This window comes from Pseudomonas sp. 22189, from assembly GCF_052045635.1.
Lineage (GTDB): Bacteria > Pseudomonadota > Gammaproteobacteria > Pseudomonadales > Pseudomonadaceae > Aquipseudomonas > Aquipseudomonas parakoreensis.
Window position 1 is genome coordinate 1 of the sequence record NZ_JBQEPG010000021.1, and the last position, 24,969, is coordinate 24,969.

Annotated in this window: 19 protein-coding genes; 6 read left to right on the forward strand and 13 right to left on the reverse strand. The window is 60.5% G+C overall.

What is annotated here, in order from left to right; all coding sequences use genetic code 11:
• Positions 1-181: 181 nt before the first annotated feature.
• The 6 genes from ACTJKS_RS20765 to ACTJKS_RS20790 are packed head-to-tail and all read right to left on the reverse strand — an operon-like array spanning position 182 to position 6,138.
• Positions 182-1,924 (reverse strand): ABC transporter substrate-binding protein, encoded by a 1,743-nt coding sequence (locus tag ACTJKS_RS20765; protein WP_041073279.1) that lies wholly within the window; start codon positions 1,922-1,924, stop codon positions 182-184.
• A gap of 47 nt (positions 1,925-1,971) precedes the next feature.
• Positions 1,972-2,244: a DUF2160 domain-containing protein gene (locus ACTJKS_RS20770; RefSeq protein WP_027614647.1), complete on the reverse strand. Its 273-nt coding sequence runs from the start codon at positions 2,242-2,244 to the stop codon at positions 1,972-1,974.
• A 10-nt stretch (positions 2,245-2,254) separates the two neighbouring features.
• Positions 2,255-3,055, reverse strand: coding sequence for a carbohydrate ABC transporter permease (locus ACTJKS_RS20775; protein WP_108182322.1), 801 nt, complete (start codon positions 3,053-3,055; stop codon positions 2,255-2,257).
• Between the two features lie 10 nt (positions 3,056-3,065).
• Positions 3,066-3,932, reverse strand: a complete 867-nt coding sequence (locus tag ACTJKS_RS20780) for a carbohydrate ABC transporter permease (RefSeq protein WP_007961995.1) — start codon at positions 3,930-3,932, stop codon at positions 3,066-3,068.
• On the reverse strand, positions 3,929-5,044 hold the full coding sequence (locus tag ACTJKS_RS20785) for an ABC transporter ATP-binding protein (protein WP_108182321.1): 1,116 nt from the start codon (positions 5,042-5,044) through the stop codon (positions 3,929-3,931). The genes ACTJKS_RS20780 and ACTJKS_RS20785 overlap by 4 nt, the downstream gene beginning before the upstream one ends.
• Positions 5,044-6,138, reverse strand: a complete 1,095-nt coding sequence (locus tag ACTJKS_RS20790) for an ABC transporter ATP-binding protein (protein ID WP_262949220.1) — start codon at positions 6,136-6,138, stop codon at positions 5,044-5,046. The genes ACTJKS_RS20785 and ACTJKS_RS20790 overlap by 1 nt, the downstream gene beginning before the upstream one ends.
• Before the next feature lie 335 nt (positions 6,139-6,473).
• Here ACTJKS_RS20790 and ACTJKS_RS20795 point away from each other — a divergent pair, with 335 nt between their 5' ends.
• The gene (locus ACTJKS_RS20795; protein WP_262949221.1) at positions 6,474-8,315 is read left to right on the forward strand and encodes a sigma-54-dependent Fis family transcriptional regulator; all 1,842 of its coding nucleotides are present in this window, start codon (positions 6,474-6,476) and stop codon (positions 8,313-8,315) included.
• 182 nt (positions 8,316-8,497) lie between these two features.
• On the opposite strand, the gene cysS is transcribed toward ACTJKS_RS20795, so the two are convergent.
• On the reverse strand, positions 8,498-9,880 hold the full coding sequence (gene cysS, locus ACTJKS_RS20800) for a cysteine--tRNA ligase (RefSeq protein WP_041073270.1): 1,383 nt from the start codon (positions 9,878-9,880) through the stop codon (positions 8,498-8,500).
• A gap of 21 nt (positions 9,881-9,901) precedes the next feature.
• The gene (locus ACTJKS_RS20805; protein ID WP_047291683.1) at positions 9,902-11,602 is read right to left on the reverse strand and encodes a glutamine--tRNA ligase/YqeY domain fusion protein; all 1,701 of its coding nucleotides are present in this window, start codon (positions 11,600-11,602) and stop codon (positions 9,902-9,904) included.
• A gap of 250 nt (positions 11,603-11,852) precedes the next feature.
• Between ACTJKS_RS20805 and ACTJKS_RS20810 the strand changes: the two genes are divergently transcribed.
• A complete protein-coding gene (locus ACTJKS_RS20810; protein WP_027614639.1) occupies positions 11,853-12,359 on the forward strand; it encodes a peptidylprolyl isomerase in 507 nt (168 codons plus the stop codon).
• A complete protein-coding gene (gene lpxH, locus ACTJKS_RS20815) occupies positions 12,356-13,108 on the forward strand; it encodes a UDP-2,3-diacylglucosamine diphosphatase (protein ID WP_262949223.1) in 753 nt (250 codons plus the stop codon). Before ACTJKS_RS20810 ends, lpxH begins: the two co-directional genes overlap by 4 nt.
• 104 nt (positions 13,109-13,212) lie before the next feature.
• Here lpxH and ACTJKS_RS20820 read toward each other — a convergent pair whose 3' ends face one another.
• From ACTJKS_RS20820 to ACTJKS_RS20840, 5 genes are all read right to left on the reverse strand, one after another.
• Positions 13,213-14,742: a DHA2 family efflux MFS transporter permease subunit gene (locus ACTJKS_RS20820; RefSeq protein ID WP_027614637.1), complete on the reverse strand. Its 1,530-nt coding sequence runs from the start codon at positions 14,740-14,742 to the stop codon at positions 13,213-13,215.
• 237 nt (positions 14,743-14,979) lie between these two features.
• A complete protein-coding gene (locus ACTJKS_RS20825) occupies positions 14,980-16,182 on the reverse strand; it encodes an HlyD family secretion protein (RefSeq protein ID WP_262949225.1) in 1,203 nt (400 codons plus the stop codon).
• Between the two features lie 14 nt (positions 16,183-16,196).
• Positions 16,197-17,666, reverse strand: coding sequence for an efflux transporter outer membrane subunit (locus ACTJKS_RS20830; protein WP_262949226.1), 1,470 nt, complete (start codon positions 17,664-17,666; stop codon positions 16,197-16,199).
• Positions 17,656-18,138, reverse strand: coding sequence for a MarR family winged helix-turn-helix transcriptional regulator (locus tag ACTJKS_RS20835; protein ID WP_041073261.1), 483 nt, complete (start codon positions 18,136-18,138; stop codon positions 17,656-17,658). The genes ACTJKS_RS20830 and ACTJKS_RS20835 overlap by 11 nt, the downstream gene beginning before the upstream one ends.
• Before the next feature lie 253 nt (positions 18,139-18,391).
• The gene (locus tag ACTJKS_RS20840; protein ID WP_262949228.1) at positions 18,392-19,714 is read right to left on the reverse strand and encodes a hypothetical protein; all 1,323 of its coding nucleotides are present in this window, start codon (positions 19,712-19,714) and stop codon (positions 18,392-18,394) included.
• A gap of 177 nt (positions 19,715-19,891) precedes the next feature.
• Between ACTJKS_RS20840 and ACTJKS_RS20845 the strand changes: the two genes are divergently transcribed.
• The 3 genes from ACTJKS_RS20845 to ACTJKS_RS20855 are packed head-to-tail and all read left to right on the forward strand — an operon-like array spanning position 19,892 to position 24,900.
• Entirely contained in the window at positions 19,892-20,860 is a 969-nt protein-coding gene (locus ACTJKS_RS20845) for a fimbrial protein (protein ID WP_198759119.1), read from the forward strand.
• Between the two features lie 52 nt (positions 20,861-20,912).
• Positions 20,913-23,726: an ATP-binding protein gene (locus tag ACTJKS_RS20850; protein WP_262949229.1), complete on the forward strand. Its 2,814-nt coding sequence runs from the start codon at positions 20,913-20,915 to the stop codon at positions 23,724-23,726.
• Complete coding sequence (locus ACTJKS_RS20855; protein WP_108182313.1) at positions 23,713-24,900, forward strand: EAL domain-containing response regulator; 1,188 nt, start codon at positions 23,713-23,715, stop codon at positions 24,898-24,900. Before ACTJKS_RS20850 ends, ACTJKS_RS20855 begins: the two co-directional genes overlap by 14 nt.
• Positions 24,901-24,969: the final 69 nt, after the last annotated feature.

Genomic DNA, 24,969 nt, shown 5'->3' on the forward strand with positions numbered 1-24,969 from the left:
GCCTTTGAAGATCAGGAGCAAAAGATCGCAGCCTGCGGCAGCTCCTACAGAGTGTCGGGGTGTTTTTGGGGGTTGTGGACACCACTGAAACCTGTGGGAGCTTGCCTGCAAGCGATTACGGTAGATCAGGCAGCAAAAAAAACGGCACCTTACGGTGCCGTTTGCTTTCACACATCAACCATCACTTACGCGCATCCGCCCACGATTTCAGCAGTTCGTTGTAGCTCACGGTCTCGCCCTTCGGCTTCTCGTTGGCCAGTTTCGGTTTCGGTGCGCCCGGTTGGTCGAACCAGTATTGCGCGTCACGTTCCGGGTTCATTTTCGGGGCGCACGTGGCTTGCGCCTTGGAGCGTTCCAGACGCGTCATGATCGCGTCCTGATCCTTGGCCAGGCCATCCAGCGCCTGCTGCGGAGTTTTCTCGCCGCTGGCCGCTTCGGCGATGTGGCTCCACCACAATTGCGCCAGACGCGGATAGTCCGGCACGTTGGTCCCGGTCGGGGTCCATTGCACGCGGGCCGGGCTGCGGTAGAACTCGACCAGACCACCGAGCTTCGGCGCCAGATCGGTCATCGCCTGCGAGTTGATGTCCGACTCGCGGATCGGCGTCAGGCCGACGATGGTTTTCTTCAGCGACACGGTTTTCGAGGTGACGAATTGCGCGTAGAGCCACGCCGCCAGCTTCTGTTTCTCCGGCGTGGATTTCATGAACGTCCACGACCCCACGTCCTGATAGCCGAGCTTCATGCCCTCTTCCCAATACGGCCCGCGCGGCGACGGCGCCATGCGCCATTTCGGCGTGCCGTCGGCGTTGACCACCGGCAGGCCCGGTTTGGTCATGTCAGCGGTGAACGCGGTGTACCAGAAAATCTGCTGGGCGATGTTGCCTTGCGATGGCACCGGGCCGGACTCGGAGAAGGTCATGCCCGCCGCTTCCGGTGGCGCGTAGGCCTTGAGCCAATCGACATATTTCTGCGTGGCGAACACCGCCGCCGGTCCGTTGGTGTCGCCGCCACGGGTCACGCTGGAACCGACCGGATGGCAGTCCTCGACGCGAATCCCCCACTCGTCCACCGGCAGACCGTTGGGCAAGCCCTTGTCGCCGCCACCGGCCATGGAGAACCAGGCATCGGTGAAGCGCCAGCCCAGCGACGGGTCTTTCTTGCCGTAGTCCATGTGCCCGTAGACGCGTTTGCCGTCGATTTCCTTGACGTCTTCGCTGAAGAATTTGGCGATGTCTTCATAGGCCGACCAGTTCACCGGCACGCCGAGTTCGTAGCCGTACTTTTCCTTGAACTTGGCTTTCAGGTCGGCGCGTTCGAACCAGTCGGCGCGGAACCAGTACAGGTTGGCGAACTGCTGATCGGGCAGTTGATAAACCTTGCCATCCGGCGCGGTGGTGAACGAGATACCGATGAAATCCTTGATGTCGAGGGTCGGCGAAGTGAAGTTCTTGCCTTCGTTGGCCATCAGGTCGGTGATCGATTCGGTCTTGCCGTAGCGAAAGTGCGTACCGATCAGGTCCGAGTCGTTGACCCAGCCGTCGTAGATGTTCTTGTCCGACTGCATCACCGTCTGCATTTTTTCCACCACGTCGCCTTCTTGCAGCAGGTCGTGGGTGAGCTTGATCCCGGTGATTTCGCTGAACGCCTTGGCCAGCACCTTGGACTCGTACTCGTGGGTGGTCAGGGTCTCGGAAACCACTTTGATTTCCATGCCGCGAAACGGCTCGGCGGCCTTGATGAACCACTTCAATTCTTCGAGCTGCTGATCCGCCGTCAGGGTTGACGGTTTGAATTCGCTGCCGATCCACTTTTTCGCAGCGTCTTCGTAGGCATCGGCCCAGGCCGAAGCGCTCAAACCGCTGAGTGCGAGCATGGCTGCCAATGAAATGCTATGTCGCAGCTTATTGTTTTTATCGAACATAGAGACCTCCAGTTAGAGTTTCGGAGCACGATTGCCGAGCGACTCGACTAGCCCCAGCGCATCACAACCAACAGCCACACCAGAGACAGCGCGGACGCCACCCAGATGCTCCAGTCGGTGACGCCGATTACCAGCAGATGCAGGTAGGCGCTGCCGAGAAGACCGATGAACAAGCGATCGCCACGGGTGGTGGCAATCGGCAGAAAACCGCGGCGCAGGATGCTCGGCGAGCGCAGTTCCCAGGTGGTCATGCCCACCAGCAACAGGCCGATGGCAATAAAGAACCCCGCCGTGGGGGTGGTCCAGCTCATCCATTCCATCATGCGTTCCTCAGACCCGACCCAGAGCAAAGCCCTTGGCCACGTGGTTGCGAACAAACCAGATCACCAGCATTCCCGGGAGGATGGTCAACACCCCCGCCGCCGCCAGCACGCCCCAGTCGATGCCCGAAGCGGAAACCGTGCGCGTCATCACCGCAGCAATCGGCTTGGCATTCACCGACGTCAGCGTGCGCGCCAGCAGCAGTTCGACCCAGGAAAACATGAAGCAGAAGAACGCCGTGACGCCGATCCCGGAGCCGATCAGCGGGATGAAAATCTTCACGAAGAACTTGGGGAAGCTGTAGCCGTCGATGTAGGCGGTTTCGTCGATTTCTTTCGGCACGCCGGACATGAAGCCCTCCAGAATCCACACCGCCAGCGGCACGTTGAACAGGCAATGCGCCAAGGCCACGGCGATGTGCGTGTCGAAAAGCCCGATCGACGAATACAACTGAAAGAACGGCAGCAAAAACACCGCTGGCGGCGCCATGCGGTTGGTCAGCAGCCAGAAGAACAGGTGCTTGTCACCGAGGAAGCGATAGCGAGAAAACGCGTACGCCGCCGGCAACGCCACACTCAGCGAGATCAACGTGTTGAGGCTGACGTAATACAGCGAATTGAGATAACCGGTGTACCAGCTCGGGTCGGTGAAAATCACCTTGTAGTTGTGCCAGGTGAAATCCTGCGGAAACAGGGTCAACCCGCCGAGGATTTCGGTGTTGCTCTTGAACGACATGTTCAGCAGCCAGTAGATCGGCACCAGCAGGAACAGGATGTACACCAGCAACGGAATCAGCTTTCTTTTGTGCATGGCCGGGCCCTCAGCGATTGGCGTCGGAATGGGTCATGGCGGTGTAGAACAGCCACGAGACCAGCAGGATGATCAGGAAGTACACGAGCGAGAATGCCGCTGCCGGGCCCAGATCGAATTGGCCGACCGCCATCTGCGTCAAGGTCTGACTGAGGAAGGTCGTGGCATTACCCGGCCCGCCGCCGGTGAGCACGAACGGCTCGGTGTAGATCATGAAACTGTCCATGAAGCGCAGCATCACCGCGATCAGCAGCACGCTCTTCAGCTTGGGCAACTGAATATGGCGGAACACCGCCCAGGCCGAGGCGCGGTCAATGCGCGCCGCTTGGTAATACACGTCAGGAATCGCCCGCAACCCGGAGAAACACAGCAGCGCCACCAGCGAAGTCCAGTGCCAGACGTCCATCACCAGCACCGTGACCCAGGCGTCCATGGTGTTGGCCGCGTAGTTGTAGCTGATGCCCAGCGCATTCAGGCTCGACCCGAGCAGACCGATGTCGGCGCGGCCGAAGATCTGCCAGATGGTGCCGACCACGTTCCACGGGATCAGCAGCGGAATCGCCAGGATGATCAGCACCACTGACGACCAGCGACCCTTGGTCGGCATGGTCAGGGCGACGGCGATACCCAGCGGAATTTCAATCAACAGCACGCAGGCCGAGTAGATGAACTGGCGCAGCAACGAGTCATGCAGACGCGGATCGAGCAGCACCTGTTTGTACCAGTCGGCGCCGACGAAGTAGCGGCTGGACTGATCGAAGATGTCCTGCACCGAATAGTTGACCACGGTCATCATCGGGATCACCGCACTGAACGCCACCAGCAGGAACACCGGCAACACCAGCCACCAGGCCTTGTTGTTCTGCACCTTGTTCATGGCTGCACCTCGGTAGAGTCGGTGTCATCAAGAAGAAACTCGTCGGCGTAGACCATCAGCCACTGCGCCGGAAAACTGATGTACGCGGTGCCCTGCGGCACCGGTTTGTCTTCGGCCAGACGCACCTTCAACGGCGCGCCGTCGAGGTCGAGGGTGAGGATCTTGTAGGTGCCCAGGTCTTCGACGTGGACCACCCGCGCCTGCATCGCTTCGTCAAACGGTTCATCCCAGACATGGATGAACTCGGGGCGGATGCCGACCTTCAGATTTTTCCACTGACCATGTTCGATATGCCGCTGCAAGGCGTCGGACAGTGGCAGGTGCGTCGAAGAGAAACCGACCCCGCCCGGCTGCGGCTGCACCTCGATCAGGTTCATCCCCGGGCTGCCGATGAAGTAGCCGACAAAGGTGTGGCTCGGCCGCTCGAACAATTCCCGCGGGGTGCCGAACTGCACGATCTGGCCGCCGTACATCACCGCGATCTTGTCGGCGAAGGTCGAGGCCTCCAGTTGATCGTGGGTGACGTAGACCATGGTGATGTTGAACTGCTCGTGGATCTGCTTGAGCTTGCGTCGCAGCTTCCACTTCAGGTGCGGGTCGATCACCGTCAGCGGTTCGTCGAAGAGGATTGCCGAGACGTCGTCACGCACCAGGCCACGGCCCATGGAGACTTTTTGCTTTTCGTCAGCGGTGAGGTTGCGGGCCTTCTTGCTCAGCAGGTTTTGCAGGTCGAGGACTTCGGCGATTTCCTGCACTTTGCTGTGCACTTTCGCCTCGGCCATGCCCTGATTTCTCAGGGGAAAGGCCAGGTTGTCGAACACGGTCATGGTGTCGTAGACCACCGGGAACTGGAACACCTGGGCGATGTTGCGCTTCTCCGGGGTCAGGTCATTGACCGCTTTGCCATCGAACAGCACATGCCCCTGCGAGGGGCTGAGCAGGCCGGAAATGATGTTGAGCAACGTCGACTTGCCGCAACCCGAAGGGCCGAGCAAGGCATAGGCGCCGCCCTGCTCCCAAATATGGTCCATTTCGCGGATCGCGTAATCGTCAGGCCCGCTCGGCTGCTTGCTGTAGCTGTGGGCCAGGTGCTGCAAACGAATTTCGGCCATCAGGCAACCCTCGCGACACGCCGGCCCGGTGCCTGCACCAGACGGCCCTGCGCATCGAACACGAACAGTTTGTGGGTCGGGATGTAAATGCGGATCGGTGCATCAACGTCGTATTCGTGAACCCCGGGCAGGTGCAGCACCAGCAGGAAATGTTCGTTGCGCACGTGCAGGAAGGTTTCCGAACCGCTGATCTCGGCCACCTCGACGGTGACCGCCAGTTCCAGATCGTCATCGTTGCTCGGCACCAGCGAAATGTGGCTGGGGCGCACGCCGAAGCGGAATTCGCCCTCGCCCACCGGCCGTAGATCGACGTTCAACGGGAAGTGCACGAAGTTGGCAAAGCTGACTTCGTTGCCGGCAATGCGCCCGGGCATCAGGTTGATCGGCGGTTCGGAGAACAACTCCGCTGCCAGCACGGTTTGCGGCTGGTGATACACCGAAGTCGACGGGCCGCTCTGGATCACCCGGCCTTCGTGAAGGATGGTCGTGGTGCCGCCCAAGGCCAACGCTTCGTTGGGCTCGGTGGTGGCGTAGATCGCGATGGTGTGGCGGGCTTTGAACAGCTCGCGCATCTCTTGGCGCAGTTCTTCGCGCAGCTTGTAGTCGAGGTTGACCAGCGGCTCGTCGAACAGGATCAGTTCGGCATCCTTGACCAGCGCCCGGGCCATCGCCGTGCGCTGCTGCTGACCGCCGGACAGCTCCAGCGGATGGCGCTGCAGGAACTTCTCGATGCGCAGCATCCGTGCGGTTTCCTGCACCTTGCTGTGGATGATGTCCTTGGCGACACCGGCCTGACGCAGCGGCGAGGCGATGTTCTCGAACACGGTCATGGTCGGGTAATTGATGAACTGCTGATAGACCATCGACACGTTGCGCAAGCGCACCGGGCGCTGAGTGACGTCGACGCCGTTCATCAGGACGCGGCCGCTGTCGGGCTTGTCCAGACCGGCCATCAAACGCATGAGGCTGGTCTTGCCGGACAGCGTGCGGCCGAGCAGAACGTTGAAGGATCCGGGTTCGAAGGTCAGGCAGGCATCGTCGATCCAGTTCTGGCCCTCGACGGTACGGCTGACGTGCTCCAGGGTGAGTGACATGGCTCGGCCTTTTTATTATTGGAGTCAAGCGACCTGTGCAGCAGAGCGACATTCGTGCCAGAAATGGCAAGTGGTTGATTTGTCGTGAAAAGTGTCGAAAACGTGGGGAACGGGCGTTCATTGCTGAACACATTTGAACAGCTTGGCGATTGACAATGAACAATAGTGAACAACACTCTATGAACTGTTCACGCCCCCTCTGTAGGAGCTGCCGAAGGCTGCGATTTTTTGACTTTTGTTTTCAACAACAAGATCAAAAGATCGCAGCCTTCGGCAGCTCCTACAGGGGAATTGTGTGGGCCATAACAATAATAAAGACGCTGAGGCCCACCACCATGGCCGCACCTGCCCCGCCGCTGTCCCACGACGCGATTGTCCAGACCTCCTGGCAACGTTGCCGCGCCTTCGGCCTCGACCATCAAAGTGCCCCGGCCTTCGACCAACTGCCTGCCGCCGGCATTGCGCAATTGCTCGACCGTCACCACGCGCTGGTGCAAACCACCCATGAGGAAGTGCTGCCGTACTACGAGAACATCCTCAGCAATTCCAACTGCCTGATCATGCTCGCCGACCATCAAGGTCAGGTGCTGACCTCGTGGGGCACCCAGCGTTTTATCGAGCCGAACCTGGCCCGAGGGTTTAGCGCCGGGGCGAGCTGGATGGAACGCTGCAGCGGCACCAATGCCATCGGCACCGCGCTGGCCTGCGAACAGGCGGTGCACATCGAACACGATGAACATTTTCTGAAAGCCAACCGCTTCATGACCGGTTCTGCCGCGCCGATTTTCGATGCCGAGCGCAAGATCATCGCCGTGCTCGACGTGTCCAGCGACAGCTACCTGCCGCCCTCGCACACCTTGGGCATGGTCAAGATGATGAGCCAGACCGTGGAGAACCGGCTGATCCTCAACCTGTTCCATGGCCAGCACTTTCAACTGACCTTCAACACCGGGTTGAACAACCTCGACAGTCAGTGGGCCGGTTTGTTGATTTTCGATGAGAGCGGGCAGGTGCTGTCGGCTAATCGCCGGGCGGACAATCTGCTCGGCGTGCGCCTGTCGCGGGTCAGTGTCGAGAGCCTGTTCAACGTGTCGCTGCTGGAACTGATGAATCAGCCGGACGGCTTGCCGTTTGCCTTGCAGACCTCGGGGCGCAACCGTTTCCAGTGCCTGTTGAAGCGACCGCAACAGGCGCCGATTCAGCCTCGGGTATTTGCCGAACCGAAAACGGCGCCGATCAAAGCACCGGGCGTGATCAGCCTCAACTCTCTGCATTTTGGTGACAGTCGCGTAGAAAAAGCCGTGCGCCAGGCCGAACGCCTGCTGGAGAAAGACATTCCACTGTTGATCCACGGCGAAACCGGGGTCGGCAAGGAAGTCTTCGTCAAAGCGCTGCACCAAGCCAGTTCGCGCAGCAAACAGGCATTCATCGCCGTCAACTGCGCGGCGATCCCCGCCGAACTGGTGGAATCAGAACTGTTCGGCTATGAAAAAGGCGCGTTCACCGGCGCCAACCAGAAAGGCAGCATCGGCCTGATCCGCAAGGCTGACAAAGGCACCCTCTTCCTCGACGAAATCGGCGACATGCCGTTGCCGACTCAGGCGCGGTTGTTGCGGGTGTTGCAGGAGCGCTGCGTGCAACCGGTGGGCAGCAGCGAGTTGTTCGCGGTGGACTTGCGGATCATCTCGGCGACCAACCGCTCTTTACGCGAGCAAGTGCAATTGGGCCGATTTCGTGAGGACTTGTACTACCGAATTGGCGGTTTGACACTGGAACTGCCGCCGCTCAGAGAGCGCAGTGACAAGGAGGCGCTGTTCAAACGCCTGTGGGAGCAGCATCGTGAACCGACACAATGGGCCGGGCTCAGCCGCGAAGTGCTGGAGTTGTTCAGTCGTCATCCATGGCCAGGCAATCTGCGCCAGGTCAGCAGCGTGATGCAGGTGGCGCTGGCCATGGCCGAGGAACAACCGGTGCGGCCAGAGCATTTGCCGGATGATTTTTTTGTCGATTTGGATATGGAGCCGGTGGAAACGGCAGCGCCGTTGGGGCTGGACTTGAATGACGTTGAAGCGTTGAACCGCGAGTTGAAGGCGGCCGGGGGGAATATTTCGCACCTGGCGCGGCGGTTGGGGGTGAGTCGGAATACGCTGTACAAGCGGTTGCGGCAGGCTGAATGACAACTCAGCCTTGAGGGCCTCTTCGCGAGCAGGCTCGCTCCCACAGAGAANAACGGACATGACGAAAGTCCACTGTGGGAGCGAGCCTGCTCGCGAAGGCGTTAGCCCGGTCAACGCTGGTCCTGAGGAAGAAAAAACAAAACCCGCACAAGGCGGGTTTTGTTTTAAAGCGGATCAGGCAATCAGTCAGCCAGACGCCAGGTCGTGCCGCCCTTGCCGTCTTCCAGCACCACGCCCATGGCGGTGAGCTGGTCGCGGATGCGGTCGGATTCGGCCCAGTCCTTGCCGGCGCGTGCCGCCAGACGTGCAGCAATCAGCGCGTCGACTTCAGCGGCATCGACACGCCCTTCGGCGCCCGCTTGCAGGAAATCATCGGCTTCCAGCTGCAACACACCCAGCACGCTCGCCAGTTCTTTCAGACGTGCCGCCAGACCGGCCGCTGCGTCGAGATCGTTCTCGCGCAGACGGTTGATCTCACGCACCATCTCGAACAGCACCGCGCAGGCTTCCGGCGTGCCGAAGTCGTCGTTCATCACCGTGGTGAAACGCTCGACGAAGGCTTCGCCGCCAGCCGGAGCAACGCTCGGCAAGCCTTTCAACGCGTGGTAGAAACGCTCGAGTGCGCCCTTGGCGTCCTTGAGGTTGTCTTCCGAGTAGTTGATCGCGCTGCGGTAGTGGCTCGACACCAGCAGGTAACGCACGACTTCCGGGTGGTACTTGTCGAGCACGTCGCGAATGGTGAAGAAGTTGTTCAAGGACTTGGACATCTTCTCGCCATTGATGCGGATCATGCCGCAATGCATCCACGCGTTGGCGTAGGTCTTGCCGGTGGCCGCTTCGCTCTGGGCGATTTCGTTTTCGTGGTGCGGGAACTCGAGGTCGCTGCCGCCGCCATGAATGTCGAAGGTCTCGCCGAGGCAGCAGGTGGACATCACCGAGCACTCGATGTGCCAGCCCGGACGCCCGGCGCCCCACGGCGATTCCCAGCTCGGCTCGCCCGGTTTGGCGGCTTTCCACAGCACGAAGTCCAGCGGATCTTCTTTCGACTCGTCAACTTCGATGCGCGCACCGATGCGCAGGTCTTCAATCTTCTTGCGCGACAGCTTGCCGTAGCCCATGAATTTGGCAACGCGGTAGTACACGTCGCCATTGCCCGGAGCATAAGCGAAGCCCTTGTCGATCAGGGTCTGGATCATCGCGTGCATGCCCGGAATGTGATCCGTGGCGCGCGGCTCCATGTCCGGCTTCTTGATGTTCAGGCGCGCTTCGTCTTCGTGCATCGCGGCGATCATGCGCTCGGTCAGCGCTTCGAACGACTCACCGTTCTCGCGGGCACGATTGATGATCTTGTCGTCGATGTCGGTGATGTTGCGCACGTAAGTCAGGTCGTAACCGCTGAACCGCAACCAGCGGGTCACCAGATCGAACGCGACCATGCTGCGGCCGTGGCCGAGGTGGCAGTAGTCGTACACGGTCATGCCGCACACGTACATGCGCACCTTGTTGCCATCCAGCGGTTTGAAGACTTCTTTGCTCTTGGTGAGCGTGTTGTAGATCGTCAGCACTTTATATTTCCTTGACGCGAATCACTGGCCCCACGAATCACGCAGGGTCACGGTACGGTTGAATACCGGCTGACCTGGTTTCGAGTCCTTGATGTCGGCAACGAAGTAGCCTTCGCGCTCGAACTGGAAACGGTCCTCCGGCTGTGCGTTGCCAAGCGATGGCTCAGCACGACAACCGGTCAGCACTTGCAGTGAGTCAGGGTTGATGTTGTCGAGGAAACTCGCGCTGTCTTCGGCCTTCTCCGGGTTCGGAGAACGGAACAGGCGATCGTACAGGCGCACTTCGCACTCGATGCTGGCAGCCGCCGGCACCCAGTGGATCACGCCCTTGACCTTGCGGCCTTCAGGGTTCTTGCCGAGGGTGTCCGGGTCGTACGAGCAACGCAGTTCGACGATGTTGCCGTCGGCGTCCTTGATCGCTTCGTCGGCACGGATAACGTAGCTGCCGCGCAGACGCACTTCGCCGTTCGGCTCCAGGCGCTTGTAGCCCTTTGGCGGTTCTTCCATGAAATCATCGCGGTCGATGTAGATTTCACGGGCGAACGGCAGCTGGCGCACGCCGAGTTCTTCTTTCTGCGGATGACGCGGCAGTTCGAGGTTCTCGACCTGACCTTCCGGGTAGTTGGTGATCACGACTTTCAGCGGGCGCAGCACGCACATGGCGCGCGGCGCGTTCGCGTCCAGGTCCTGACGGATGCTGAACTCGAGCATGCCGAAGTCGACCACGCCGTCGGAACGGTTGGTGCCGATCATGTCGCAGAAGTTGCGGATCGACGCCGGCGTGTAGCCACGGCGACGGAAGCCCGACAGCGTCGACATGCGCGGGTCGTCCCAGCCATTGACGTGTTTTTCATCGACCAGTTGCTTGAGCTTGCGCTTGCTGGTGATGGTGTAGTTCAGGTTCAGGCGGCTGAACTCGTACTGGCGCGGGTTGGCCGGCACCGGCAGGTTTTCCAGGAACCACTCGTACAGCGGACGATGGCTTTCGAATTCCAGGGTGCAGATCGAGTGGGTGATGCCTTCGATGGCGTCCGACTGACCGTGGGTGAAGTCATAGTTCGGGTAAATGCACCACTTGTCACCGGTCTGATGGTGATGGGCGTGGCGAATGCGGTACATGATCGGGTCGCGCAGGTTCATGTTCGGCGAGGCCATGTCGATCTTGGCGCGCAGCACGCGGGCACCGTCCGGGAACTCACCGGCGCGCATGCGCGCAAACCAGTCGAGGTTCTCTTCCACCGAACGGTCGCGGAACGGGCTGTTCTTGCCCGGCTCGGTCAGGCTGCCACGGTATTCCTTGGCCTGCTCCGGGGTCAGGTCGTCGACGTAGGCCTTGCCGGCCTTGATCAGCTCCACCGCCCAGTCGTGCAACTGGTCGAAATACTGCGAGGCGTAGCGCACTTCGCCGGACCACTCGAAGCCCAGCCATTTGACGTCGCTTTCGATCGCGTCGATGTATTCCTGGTCTTCCTTGGCCGGGTTGGTGTCGTCGAAACGCAGGTGCGTGACGCCGCCGAACTCCTGGGCCAGGCCGAAGTTCACGCAGATCGACTTGGCGTGGCCGATGTGCAGGTAGCCGTTGGGCTCAGGAGGAAAACGGGTGACGATCTGGGTGTGCTTGCCCGAGTCCAGGTCTGCCTGGATGATCGGCCGCAGGAAATTGACCGGCACGGCAGGGCCGGACTTGGCATTCGAGGTAGGGTCGACAGTGGGCTTGCTCATAGGATCCTTGACTTACATGTGCGCGGCCGCAAAGGGGGCCAGACAAAACAAAGCCGCTATCATAGCCGATGCTGTCAAGGGGCTGACAGAGCGCGGCCTATAAAGGCGTGCATTTAATCGACGGGTTTTGGAAAAACAGCCTCGAAATTCGCGCCTGTCACGCTAAACTGCGCACCTTGGCCCATGGGCTGAACCGGTAACGGGCCGAAATGTCCCATTACCCACGAATTCCTTATAAAGAGTAGCGATCATGACTCAAGTCAAACTGACCACCAACTACGGCGACATCGTCATCGAACTGGACGCGGAAAAAGCGCCGATCACCGCTGCCAACTTCATCGAATACGTCAAGAAAGGTCACTACGAGAACGTAGTGTTCCACCGCGTGATCAAGGGCTTCATGATCCAGGGCGGCGGTTTCGAGCCTGGCATGCAGGAAAAGAAAGACAAGAGCCCAAGCATTCAGAACGAAGCTGACAACGGTCTGAAGAACGAGAAGTACACCGTTGCCATGGCCCGCACCATGGACCCGCATTCGGCCTCGGCGCAGTTCTTCATCAACGCCACCAACAACAGCTTCCTCAACCACACCGCCAAGACCGCTCAGGGCTGGGGTTATGCCGTGTTCGGTAAAGTGGTTGCCGGTACCGACGTCGTCGACAAGATCGAAGGCGTTGCCACCACTTCCAAGGCCGGCCACCAGGACGTGCCGAAAGACGACGTGATCATCGAGAAAGCCGAGATCATCGAAGCGTGATATTGCTGATTTCAGATTTGCATCTGGAAGAGGAGCGCCCGGACATCACCCGGGCGTTTCTGGATTTGCTCGCCGGACGCGCCCGCTCGGCGAGTGCGTTGTACATCCTCGGCGACTTCTTCGAGGCGTGGATTGGCGACGACGCCATGACGCCCTTCCAGCGTTCCATCTGCCAGGCCCTGCGCCAATTGAGCGACAGCGGCACGGCAATCTTTCTGATGCACGGCAATCGCGACTTCCTGCTCGGCAAGGCCTTCTGCAAAGCAGCCGGCTGTACGCTGTTGAAGGACCCGAGTGTCGTGCAGTTTTACGGCGAGCCGGTGCTGCTGATGCACGGCGACAGCCTCTGCACCCGCGACGAAGCCTACATGAAGCTGCGGCGCTACCTGCGCAACCCGATCACCCTGTTCATCCTGCGCCACCTGCCACTGAGCACCCGCCACAAACTGGCGCGCAAGCTGCGCAGTGAAAGCCGTGCGCAGACACGGATGAAGGCCAACGACATTGTCGATGTCACCCCGGAGGAAATTCCGCGGATCATGCAGCAATACGGGGTGAAAACCCTGATTCACGGCCATACCCATCGCCCGGCGATCCACAAGCTGCAGCTCGGCGAGCAGGCGGCGAAGCGGATTGTGCTGGGGGATTGGGATCGTCAGGGTTGGGCGCTGCAGGTGGATGAGAACGGGTTTGCCCTGGCGCCGTTCGACTTTGCCCCGCCACCGGCCCTGCCCGCTCCCGCAATCTAAAAGCCAAGATCAAAAGATCGCAGCCTGCGGCAGCTCCTACAAGGAANACGCATTCCAATGTAGGAGCTGCCGCAGGCTGCGATCTTTTAGCGATCACCGCACAATCAATGACCGGAAGCAGCCGGCCCGGCCTTCGCCGCAAACGGTGGCTTCGCCAGCCACACAATCAGAATCAGCCCCATGAACCCCCAGCCCAGCAACGTGAAGTAATCCACGGTGGAGAGCATGTACGCCTGGCTGGTGAGGATCTGATCCATCTGCGCATAAGCCGATTGGCTCGCGCCGCCTAAATGGTTCAAGGTCTCGCGGGTCGCCGGCTCGAAGGTACTGATGCTTTCGCTCATGTACGCATGATGCTGATCGGCGCGGCGGATCCAGATCCACGTGGTCAACGATGCCGCAAAGCTACCGCCCAAGGTGCGCAGGAACGTCGCCAGACCGGCGCCGTCGGCGATCTGGCTCGGTGGCAGGTCGGACATCAGGATGCTCAGGGTCGGCATGAAGAACAGCGCCACGCCAATCCCCATGAACAGCTGCACCAGGGCGATGTGCTGGAAGTCCACCTCATTGGTGAACTCGGCGCGCATGAAGCAGCTCAAGCCAATCGCGAGGAACGCCAGACCGGCCAGCAGGCGCAGGTCGAACTTGTTCGCGTACTTGCCGACAAACGGCGACAGCAGCACCGGCAGAATACCGATCGGCGCCACGGCCAGACCGGCCCAGGTCGCGGTGTAACCCATCTGGGTTTGCAGCCACTGCGGCAGGATCAGGTTGATGCCGAAGAAACCGGCGTAACCCAGCACCAGCACCAGCGTACCGATGCGGAAGTTGCGATGGGCGAACAGGCGCAGGTTGACCACCGGGTGCTGGTCGGTCATTTCCCAGATGACGAACACCGCCAGGGCGATCACCGAAATCGCCGCACCGATGATGATGAAGTTCGATTCGAACCAGTCCAGGTCATTGCCCTTGTCGAGGATCACCTGCAACGCGCCGACGCCGATGATCAGCGTGATCAGACCGACGTAGTCCATCGGCTGCCGACTGGTTTCCACCGGACGCTTGGCCAGCTGCGAACGCACCACCATCACCGCAAAGATGCCGATCGGTACGTTGATGAAGAAGATCCACGGCCAGCTGTAGCTGTCCGTGATCCAGCCACCCAGAATAGGCCCGGCAATCGGCGCGACCACCGTGACCATCGCCAGCAATGCCAGAGCCATGCCGCGCCTCGCGGGCGGATACACGGCAATCAACAACGTCTGCGTCATCGGGTATAGCGGGCCGGCCACCAGGCCTTGCAGCACGCGAAAGCCGATCAGTTCCGGCATCGACGTCGAGATACCGCAGAGAAACGAGGCCAGCACGAACAGAATGGTGGCCCACAAAAACAGCTTCACCTCGCCAAAACGCCGACTGAGCCAGCCGGTCAGCGGCAGCGCGATGGCGTTGCTTACGGCAAACGAGGTGATCACCCAGGTGCCCTGCTCCGAACTCACGCCGAGGTTGCCGGAGATGGTCGGCAGCGCCACGTTGGCGATGGTGGTGTCGAGCACTTGCATGAACGTCGCCAGCGACAGGCCGATGGTGCTGAGCAACAGGCTGGGCGGCGTGAAAGAGGCGTTATTGCTCATTGTGAATCCTATGAAACCAGGTTGACGCTGCGTCTGTTAAAGAAGCAGTTGCCCATAAGGAACAGGCTCTTGTGATGAGGAAGTTCCTCTGTGGTGAGGGGATTTATCCCCGATGGTCGCAAAGCGGCCCGTCTTTTGATTCAGAAAAGCCGGGCCTGCTGCGCAGTCCATCGGGGATAAATCCCCTCACCACGGTAAATCTCATCACCTTGAGAACCTGTTCCCACAGGGAAAGATTCAGCGTTGCGCGGTCTTGCTCACCGCAGCGCTGTTGTCGTGGATCAGTTGCGCAATCATCGCGTCGGCTTCAGCCAGTTGGCGGTCGTAGACGTTAGTGCTGAACGAGGCCTTTTGCGGCGGTTGCTGGGCCAGCACCGGGCCGCTCTGGTCGTGCAGGTTCACTTCAACGTTGGTCGACAGCCCGACCCGCAGCGGGTGCTTGGCCAGTTCTTCGGCGTTGATGTGAATCCGCACCGGCACACGCTGCACGATCTTGATCCAGTTACCGGTGGCGTTCTGCGCTGGCAACAGAGCGAACGCGCTGCCGGTACCGGCGCCGAGGCTGTCGACGGTGCCGCTGTATTTCACGCTGCTGCCGTAGATGTCGGACTCGATGTCCACCGGTTGACCAATGCGCATGTCACGCAGTTGGGTTTCCTTGAAGTTGGCGTCGATCCACAGTTGATCCAGCGGAATCACCGCCATCAGTGCGGTGCCCGGCTGTACGCGCTGACCGAGCTGCACAGTGCGCTTGGCGACGTAACCGGTAACCGGCGCGATCAGGGTGCTGCGGGCGTTGGTCAGGTAAGCCTGACGCAGTTCAGCAGCGGCCTGCATCACGTCCGGATGCGACGAGACCACGGTGTCATCGACCAGCGCGCTGGTGGTTTTCAGTTGTTGCTTAGCGTTGGCCAGGGCGTTTTGCGCCGAGGTCAGGTCGTCGCGGGCGTGGGACAGTTCTTCCTGGGAAATCGCCCCGCCAGCAGCGAGGTTTTTCCGGCGGTTGTAGTTGTCCTGAGCTTTCTGTACTTCGGCCTGTTGCGCGTTGACCTGGGCTTTCATGCCGTCAACGTTGCTGTACAGGCCGCGCACCTGACGCACGGTGCGCGCCAGTTTCGCCTGGGCACTTTGCAGGCCGACTTCGGCGTCGTTCGGGTCGAAGTTGACCAGCACCTGACCTTCGTGGACCAGATCGCCATCGTCGGCGCCGATGCTGACCACTGTGCCGGTGACCAGCGGCGTGATCTCGACGACGTTGCCGTTGACGTAGGCGTCGTCGGTGCTTTCGTTGAAGCGCCCGATGAATTCGTGATACGCCCACACGCCAGCACCGGCGAGCAGGACCACGACGGCCAGCACCAGCAGCATGAATTTGCGCTTGCGCGGATTGCCGGTGTCGGACGTGTTGGCTTGAGTTTGGGTGTTTTCGGCAGTGGCCATGACAAATACCTGAATTAGTTGTGCGACGTGGCTGGGGTGGCGTTGGCTGCGGTCAGGGTTTCACCCTGAAAGCCGCCGCCCAGCGCTTGCATCAGTTGAATCGACAGGTCGATCTGCTCGGCATTGAGGTTGGCCAGCTGACGCTGGGCCTGCAGCAATTGCTGCTCGATGCTGAGCACGTCCAGGTAGTTGCCGATGCCGGAACCGTAACGCTGGACGACGGTGTTGTAAGAATCCTGGGCAATCTCGGTGGCGTGTTGCTGCGCGCCGATCTGCCGACCGATGTCACGCAACTGGTTGATCGTGTCGCTGACATCACCTAGGGCTTTCACCAGGCTTTTGTTGTACTGCGCCACCGCCAGATCGTAATCGGCGTCACGCGCATCGAGGTTGGCGCGCAGGCGCCCGCCGTCGAAGATCGGCACCGAAATGGTCGGGGCGATGCTGAAGAAGCGACTGGCCGACCCGAACATCGCGTCACCCAACAAGGATTCGGCACCGGCCGAGGCCGTGAGGTTCAAGTTGGGATAGAAGCGGGTTTTCGCCGAGTCGATGTCTTTGCTCGCCGCTTCTACGCGCCAGCGCGCAGCGACCAGATCCGGACGCCGACCGAGCAGTTCCGCCGGCAGCACCGACGGCACCGCCACGGCGCTGGCTTGCAGGACTTTCGGCCGGGCGATTTCGTTGCCGCGATCCGGGCCTTTGCCGAGCAGCACGGCCAAAGCGATCTTGGCGCTGTTCAAGCGTTTTTCCGCGTCGATCAGGCTGGCTTCGGAGCTGGCCTCAAGGCTTTGGGTTTGCTGGAACTGGTACTGGCTGTCGATCCCGGCACTCAAGCGATGCTGGCTCAGATCGAGCATCTGTTTGGTGCGCTTGAGGTCGTCGCTGGCCAGGTCGTAGACGATGTGCGCCTGACCCAGATCGCTGTAAGCCCGGGCCACGTCGGCGGCGAGGGTCAACTGCGCAGCCTGACGATCGACTTCGGCGGCGCGGGCCTGACCGAGTGCGGCTTCCCAGGCATCACGCTGGCCGCCCCACAGGTCGAAGTTGTAGTTGAAGCCGGCGCTGACGTTACGCACCGTTGCGTAAGCATCGCCCTGCCCTCGCGGGTCCTGATCCTTGGCCAGACGCGAACGGCTGATGCCGGCGCTGGCGTCGAGGGTCGGATAACGTTCGGCATCGGCGGCATACGCGGCGGCGCTGGCCTGATGGGCGCGGGCTGCAGCGATCTGCATGTCCGGGCTGTCGTGCAGCGCTTCGCGGATCAGCCCGTCGAGTTGCGGATCGCCGAGGCTGGTCCACCAGTCGCTTTTCGGCCAGGCGGCCGGCGACAGGGTCACGCCGTTGAGTGATTGGCTGGCGTTGAGGCTTTTCGCATCGAGGTTTTGGCCTTGAGTGTCGAGGCCGCTGTAGTTGGCGCAACCGGCGAGGATCATCGCCGACAGCAGCAGGGTCAGGCTGCTGCGCAAGGTTTTACCGCTCATTATGTTCACCTAAGCGCTGGATAGTGATCGGGTCACCGGCTGCCAGCAGGATTTTCTTGAGAATGTATTCCAGGGTTTTCAGCTCTTCACGAGAGATGGCGCCGGCCAGTTCATTCATCGCATCGGCGCCGATGTAGGGCAGGCGATCGGCCAGTTGCTGGCCCTGCTCGGTGAGCTTGAGCTGCACCTGACGGCGATCGCCTTCGCTGCGTTGGCGAACCAGGAAACCTTTCTGCTCCAGACGATCGAGCATGCGCGTCATCGAACCGCTGTCCAGCGACAGGTGCCGGCACAGCTCGGCCGGCGTGTCGACGCCGTACTGGGCCATGATGATCAACACCTTGAACTGCGCGGCGGTGATGCCGTGGGGTTCCATGTGGGTGTCGATGATCCGGTCCTTGAGCAGCGCAGCACGGCCCAGCAACAGGCCGAGATGGCAATGTTTGAATTCGTCCGGGGTGAAATGCTTCATGTGCTCACCTAATAACTGCCTAGGCAGTGAATGTATGTCGAGATGTTACTGCCTAGGCAGCGAATGTCAACGCAATAGTTAGGTTGCTTTGTAATTAGTTGACCAGTGGACTGGGTTTTGTGTTTGGCGGGCGGACGCTATCGCTGGCAAGCCAGCTCCCACAGGTTTCTATGGCGTACGTGAATTTTGAGTACACCACTGACCCTGTGGGAGCTGGCTTGCCAGCGATTGGGGCAACTCGGTTTAAAGACGCTCAGGTTTCATCGGAAGGACGGGCAGCCGCCGGCGGCTGGAGGGGATGCACTTCACGCCCGCGCAAGGCCGTCAGCGCATAACCGCAAGCGCGTTTGATCACCGCATACACGCTGTGCCAGCCCGGCGGTGCCGGCTCGATCGCGGCATGCAGCGCCCGGGCGTAATCAAGCAGCAAACCGGGCGTCCAGGCCATCACTTCGGCGCGTTTACGCACCTGCGCCGCCACCCAGAACTCGGGGCTGAGTATCACTCTGGCGAAATCGAGCATGCTCGAATGCCCGCGATTCATCGCCCCTTCAAGGGCTGCTTCGAGGCTGTGGGCGACGGCACTCGAGCAGTTGCGGCTGGTGAGGTTGTATGTGCTGTTCTGTCGATACTCAGCCCAGAACGCCTGCAACCGCCGGGCGTCGTAGTGAGCAAAACTGACCTGAACCGAAGACGGGCACCAGTCCGCCACCTCCCCCGCATAGTCCGGCAGAAACCGCCCGGCGACATCGTTGTTCGGCGTCGCCCGCAGCAAGCGCACGAAATCCCCCGCCGAACGATCGATGTCATCCAGCGGGTAGTGGCTGATGTAAATCTCCGGGCCACATTCCAGCGCCGCGTGACCGGCCGAGATCACGCCGTTGATATCGACTGCGGCGATATAGCGGTTGAGCAGACGGTTGCGCACCAGAGTGTCATCCACGGTGCCGCTGGGTGTCCAGACATGAATGACCAATGCGTCGCTGCTGGCCGGCGCACTGAGCGCAACAGGGTTTGTCAGCGGCGGCAGGTGCCTGAAGCGCACGGCTTGGCGCAACAACGCGCAGCCCGAGAGAAACAGGCTCATGCCGATGCAGAATGGCACCGTGCCCTTGTACAGCGTCGGATACGGCTCAAGGATAAACACGCCAAAGCCGAGTTCGAACAACCCCGCCAGCAGCGACACTTGCCAGCCGACAAAGCGCACCACCACCGCCGCCGCCAGCCGAAAGCCGCCGTCGAGCAGAAACGCCACACCAAACAGCACCGCCAGAATCAGGCTGGCGGCATGTTGCCGGTCGACGATCAGCAGCCCCAGCAAGAGAAATGCCAGACCTCGCGCTTTACGCAGGGCCGCAGCGGTCCCGGTTTGCGGGGCCGGCACCAGCAGCAGGATCAACGCTTCGAGCAACAACAGATAGCCAAAGAGATGCAGCGGAAAATACAAAACGCCATCCAGCGCATCGATGAAGATCGCCACCCCGGCCGCACCCCAGACAATTCCGGTCAGCGCCAGTGCTGACCAACGCTTGCGGACAAAGTCGTTACCGAGCAGGACCATACTCAAGCGGACCATAGGCGCTTCCTGTTGCATTGGGGCAGTTGCAACCTACCGAGCTTTCAGGCTTCGCTGAGTCTAATACATCCTGACATTTCCGAATCGCGAACGCGATTTCTAGGAATCGCCTGATTTCACACGGCAGACTGCGTGTTTAACGTAAGGGCCTCCCTGGCCAACACGTATAGCCTTTTCATGAAGCGATCAAAACTTCAGCGCCCATTGCTCACCCTGGTAGTCATGTGCGCGTCGGACGCGATGGCGGCGAATTGCACATTCATCAATTCTTCGTACACCCAAACGCTCAACTTTGGCGCAAGCCTTGCCAATGGTGGGCTGACAATCCCCGCCGACACACCCGATGGCACAGTGGTCTACCAGGACACCGCGCAGCAATCGAGCGAGCACAACTGGTCGTGCAGTGCAACTTCGCAATACGGCGTGGCAGTCAATCCCGCATTAGGCACACCACCCGGGAGCGTAACGACCTTTCCCATAGGCAAGACCGGGCTCTCGTTCCGTATCTGGATGGATTCGTTAAGTCGCTATGAACCCTCTCCGTATGCGATCAAGCCAAGCCCAGGCAACCACTACCGCGTCGACGCCGGCACAATCCGACTGGAAATCGTCAAGACCGGCCCACTGGCGTCGCAAGTCAGGATTGATGCCGGCAATCTGGGCAACCTGCAGTCCAGTGAGCTGATCCTGAACAAATTCAACCTGACCAATGCATTTGTGCTGAATGCGGCCTCCTGCCAAACCCCGACTGTGCCGGTCGCCATGGGCGACGACTATCAACTTCACGAGTTCAGTGAGTCAGGCGCCAAACCGCGTACCGTGCGATTCAACATTGACCTGAACCAGTGCCAGACCGGCATCAACAAGGTCACCTATACGCTCAAGGCCAACACCCCTGTGATCGATGCAGCCAAAGGCATCGTCGCGCTCAACGACAGTTCCACCGCCAAGGGCATCGGCCTGCAATTGATGAACGACACCGGACAGCCCATTGCACTGGGCACCACCTACCCGTTCGGCGCATTCACCACTACTGGCACCAACTTCAAAATTCCTTTATCGGCTTCGTACTACCGTCTGGCGACAGATGAACTCAAGGCCGGCAGCGCCAACACCGAGGTCACCTTCATCGTCAACTACCTTTAAAACTAAGGATCATCTGATGTTCCCGGCACCTGGCCGTCCCTAGAGTGCCGGGATGAGATTGAAGAACTACCTCCACCAGATCAGCCCGATCCTGTCCTCGCCCCACGCGGCGCGTCGCCTGTTGCGCATTTTTGCCCTGGTGCTGCTGGCGGGCATTCTCGGCGGCGTATACAGCTTCCTGTTGTTTACCTTCAACAGTGAAATCTCCCAGCGGCGCAGCTACATGAGCAGCGCCATTGCGGAAGCGCATACTTTTTTCACCACCCGCGAAGCGCTCCTGGAAAGCCTGAGCCTTTCGGCCACGCGCATGGCCCACCCAGATCTGCCGGTCTCCGAGGAAGAGATCCGTCTGTTACTCGGGCAAACGCCGGGCCGCCAATGGAGCATCTGGCTGACCCAACGCATGCGCGACTACCTCAAAGCCCGGCAACTCAACCTGGTCTATGTCAGCAGCGCCCCCCAGCCTCAAGTGTGGCGCCTGTACAACGCGACGCCGGTGCCCAGTGCTTTTCCCCGGGCCACGCTTGAGCAACTGCAAACCCTCAAGCACCACAATCGCGAAAATCTGAAGGAACTCTGGCTGACTCATGCCGCTGACGGGCACTCGCAGTTGTACATATTCATTCGGCTGGACGAGCGCGACATCAACTCCGGCTGGCTCGGTCTGGAGATGGACGACCGCGAAGTCTCCAGCGCCTTGAGCGACCACAGTGCCGGCGAATTCACCATGTTCAACGCGCAAGGCATGCCGCTGTTCAGCAACAGCCACAGACCACCGCCCGGGCAACATCTGCCGCTGCTGCGGCAACAGGATTTTTTCGGTTTTGTCGGTGACGGCTGGCTGCCCGAACAGTTGGTATTGCGCAAGCAGCTGAAATCATCGGATTGGCAGCTCACCTACTCCTTCGATCTGCTCGCGGTACTGTGGGCACTATGGCCGCAAATGCTCGGTGCGCTGCTGTTCTGTCTGCTGAGTGTCAGCCTGGTGTGCCTGCTGACCCGGCGTCTGGAACACCGCGTGATCAACCCGGCCATTCACCGTATTCAGGCACTGGTGGAAAGCGAGCTGTTCAGCCGCGACGTGATCCAGACCGCCCCGGTAGCGCTGTGCGTGCTGCGACGCAGCGACGGCCAGGTGGTGCTGGAAAACACCCTCGCCCGGCAGTGGTTGGGCGGCTGCAGCAAGCAACTGGGTGCAGGCTGGATTCGCGGTGCCTTTGACGCCAGCGAACCTCTCCTGACGGATTATTTCGAGACCGCCGATGGCCGCCACCTGTACCTGAGCTGCGCACCTACCCGCTACAAAGGTGAAGACGTTTTGTTGTGTGCCTTCAGCGACATCAGTGCACGCCGGCAAATCGAAGCGGCGCTGGAACAGGCTCGCCAGTCGGCCGACGCCGCCAACGAGGCGAAGACCTTGTTCCTCGCGACCATGAGCCACGAAATCCGCACCCCGCTTTACGGCGTGCTCGGCACCCTGGAACTGCTCGCCCGTACGCAACTCGATACCCAGCAGAAAGGTTACCTGCACGCCATCGAAGGCTCCTCGGCGACTCTGCTGCAATTGATTTGCGACGTGCTTGATGTTTCGAAAATCGAGGCCGGGCAACTGGCTCTGGAATTGAGCGAGTTTTGCCCGGCGACACTGGTGCAGGAAGTGGTGCAGGGTTACGCGGCGGCGGCGCAAAGCAAAGGTTTGCAACTGTACGCATGCCTTGACTCGCAATTGCCGGACCGGTTGATCGGAGATGTCAGCCGCGTGCGGCAGATCCTCAACAATCTGCTGAGCAACGCGGTCAAGTTCACCGACTCCGGGCGCGTGGTGCTGCGGGTCAAACTGCTCGGTCGCGAAGGTGAACGGGTGTGCCTGCAATGGCAAGTCTCGGACACCGGCAAAGGCATCGCCCATGACGATCAGGCGTTCATTTTCGAACCGTTCTACCAGACTGAAGGCCACACCAACGTAGTGGCCGGCACGGGTCTGGGCCTGCCGATTTGTCAGCGGCTGACGCACTTGATGAACGGAAGCCTGCGCGTGGTCAGCGAGCCGGGACTGGGCAGCAGTTTTTCCTTGAGCGTGCCGCTGGAGCAACCCTCCTCAGGCGCCTCCATTATCGCTTTGCCGGAATTGGCGGCAGACATCGTTTATGTGGTATCGCCCATCCGCGAACTGGCCGACAGCATCAGCGGCTGGTTGCGCCGCTGGGGCGCGCGTCCACAAATCGGTGCACCTGACAGCCAGGAAGCTGGCGCGACGGCTGTACTGCTGGAGCTGCATCCCGCACCCTGCGGACAGTTTTCGAACCCGGCATGGTACGGGCCGCGCGTACTCGCCAGCAGCGACGGCGCCCACGAACCGCAGTTCAGCGGAGACGGCTGGAAAATTAATCTGAACGATCTGGCCGCGATCCAGCGCGCGGTCAGCCAGGCTCAGGGCGGCGCGACCGCCCCGCATCCACAGCATCGAAAAACCCATACGTTACGGCCATTACAACTGCACATACTGGTGGCAGAAGACAACGTCATCAATCAGTTGATCCTGCGCGATCAGCTCGAAGAGCTCGGCTGCACCGTGACATTGGCCAGCGATGGCGAAGAAGCCTTGTCGCTCTGGCGCGAAGGCGCGTTCGACATTGTCCTCACCGACGTCAACATGCCCCGGCTCAACGGCTACGAATTGACCGCAGCCCTGCGCCATGCCGGCTGTGTCACCCCGATCATCGGCGCCACCGCCAACGCCCTGCGCGGTGAAGACGCCCTGTGTCTGGCGGCCGGGATGAATCACTGTCTGGTCAAACCTTTTACGCTGCGAGCCTTGTCCGCGATCCTGGCTCCCTACGAACGAGTTGCTCATGAAGCCCTGTAGCATTTTGATTGTCGAAGACCACCCCTTCCAGCACCTGTATTTGCAGAACCTGTTCAGCGAGTTGGGTGACTTCGATCTGGCGTGCGCCAGGGACGGCGAAGAAGCATTGGACTGCCTGAAACAACGCGACTTCGATATGGTCCTTACCGACCTGTTGATGCCGGGCATGGACGGTGTGCAATTCATTCAGAGCCTCGCCGCGCAACGCTCACGCCCGGCACTGGCGATCATGAGCGCCGCTTCACGACGAATGTTGATGGGCGCGAGCCTGGTGGCGAGCAACCTGCAAGTGAAAGTCATCGGGCTGATTTCCAAACCGGTGAATGCCGCCGCCCTGCGCTGCCTGATCGATCAATTGCAGGCACTGCGCCAAAGCGCCCCGGCGGCGAGCCATCCCGGCATTGATCGCCAGAGTATTCGCAACGCCCTCGACAACGGTGAACTGCAAGCCTGGTTTCAACCGAAGAAGGCTTTGAGCAATGGCCGGATCGTCGCCGCCGAAGCGCTGGTACGCTGGAATCACCCTGAACATGGCACGCTGTTACCCGGGGTATTTTTGCCGGCGTTGATTGCGTTCGGTCTCGAAGAGCCTCTGCTCTGGTGCGTGCTGAAACAGGCGATCGCCGCCCAAGCGACTTGGCGCGAACAGGGCTATGACATTCCGGTCTCGGTCAACCTGCCCACGCACTTGCTCAACAGCCACGACCTGCCCGACCGCATTCTCGCGTTCGTTCTGACCCATCAAGGCCTGCCCGCGCGGATCTGTTTCGAGTTGATGGAGTGCTCGGTGCCCGACGACATCAGCAATTTCTACGCTGGCGCCTGCCGCTTGCGGATCAAAGGTTTTGGTCTGTCGCAGGACGATTTTGGCAAAGGCTACAGCTCGTACATGAACCTGGTGTCGGCACCGTTCACCGAACTGAAAATCGACCGCGCGCTGGTGCAAGGCTGCAACGCCAACGCCGAACTCGCGCAAGCCCTGACCAGCATTGTCAGCCTCGGTCGCCAACTGGGCCTGACCGTAGTCGCCGAAGGCGTGGAAACCGCGCAAGAACTTGCCCTATTGCGTAAAATCGACTGCACTCAGGTTCAGGGTTTCCTGATCTCCCATGCCGTTTCAGCCGATCAGTTCCAGCACTTGCTGACCCACGACGGGCCGGCGACTGCCTATTGAGCGGCACGTGGCGGTTATTGAACGTCGCTCGCTACCGAGGTCACTGTGTCCCAAGGCTGCCCCATCACC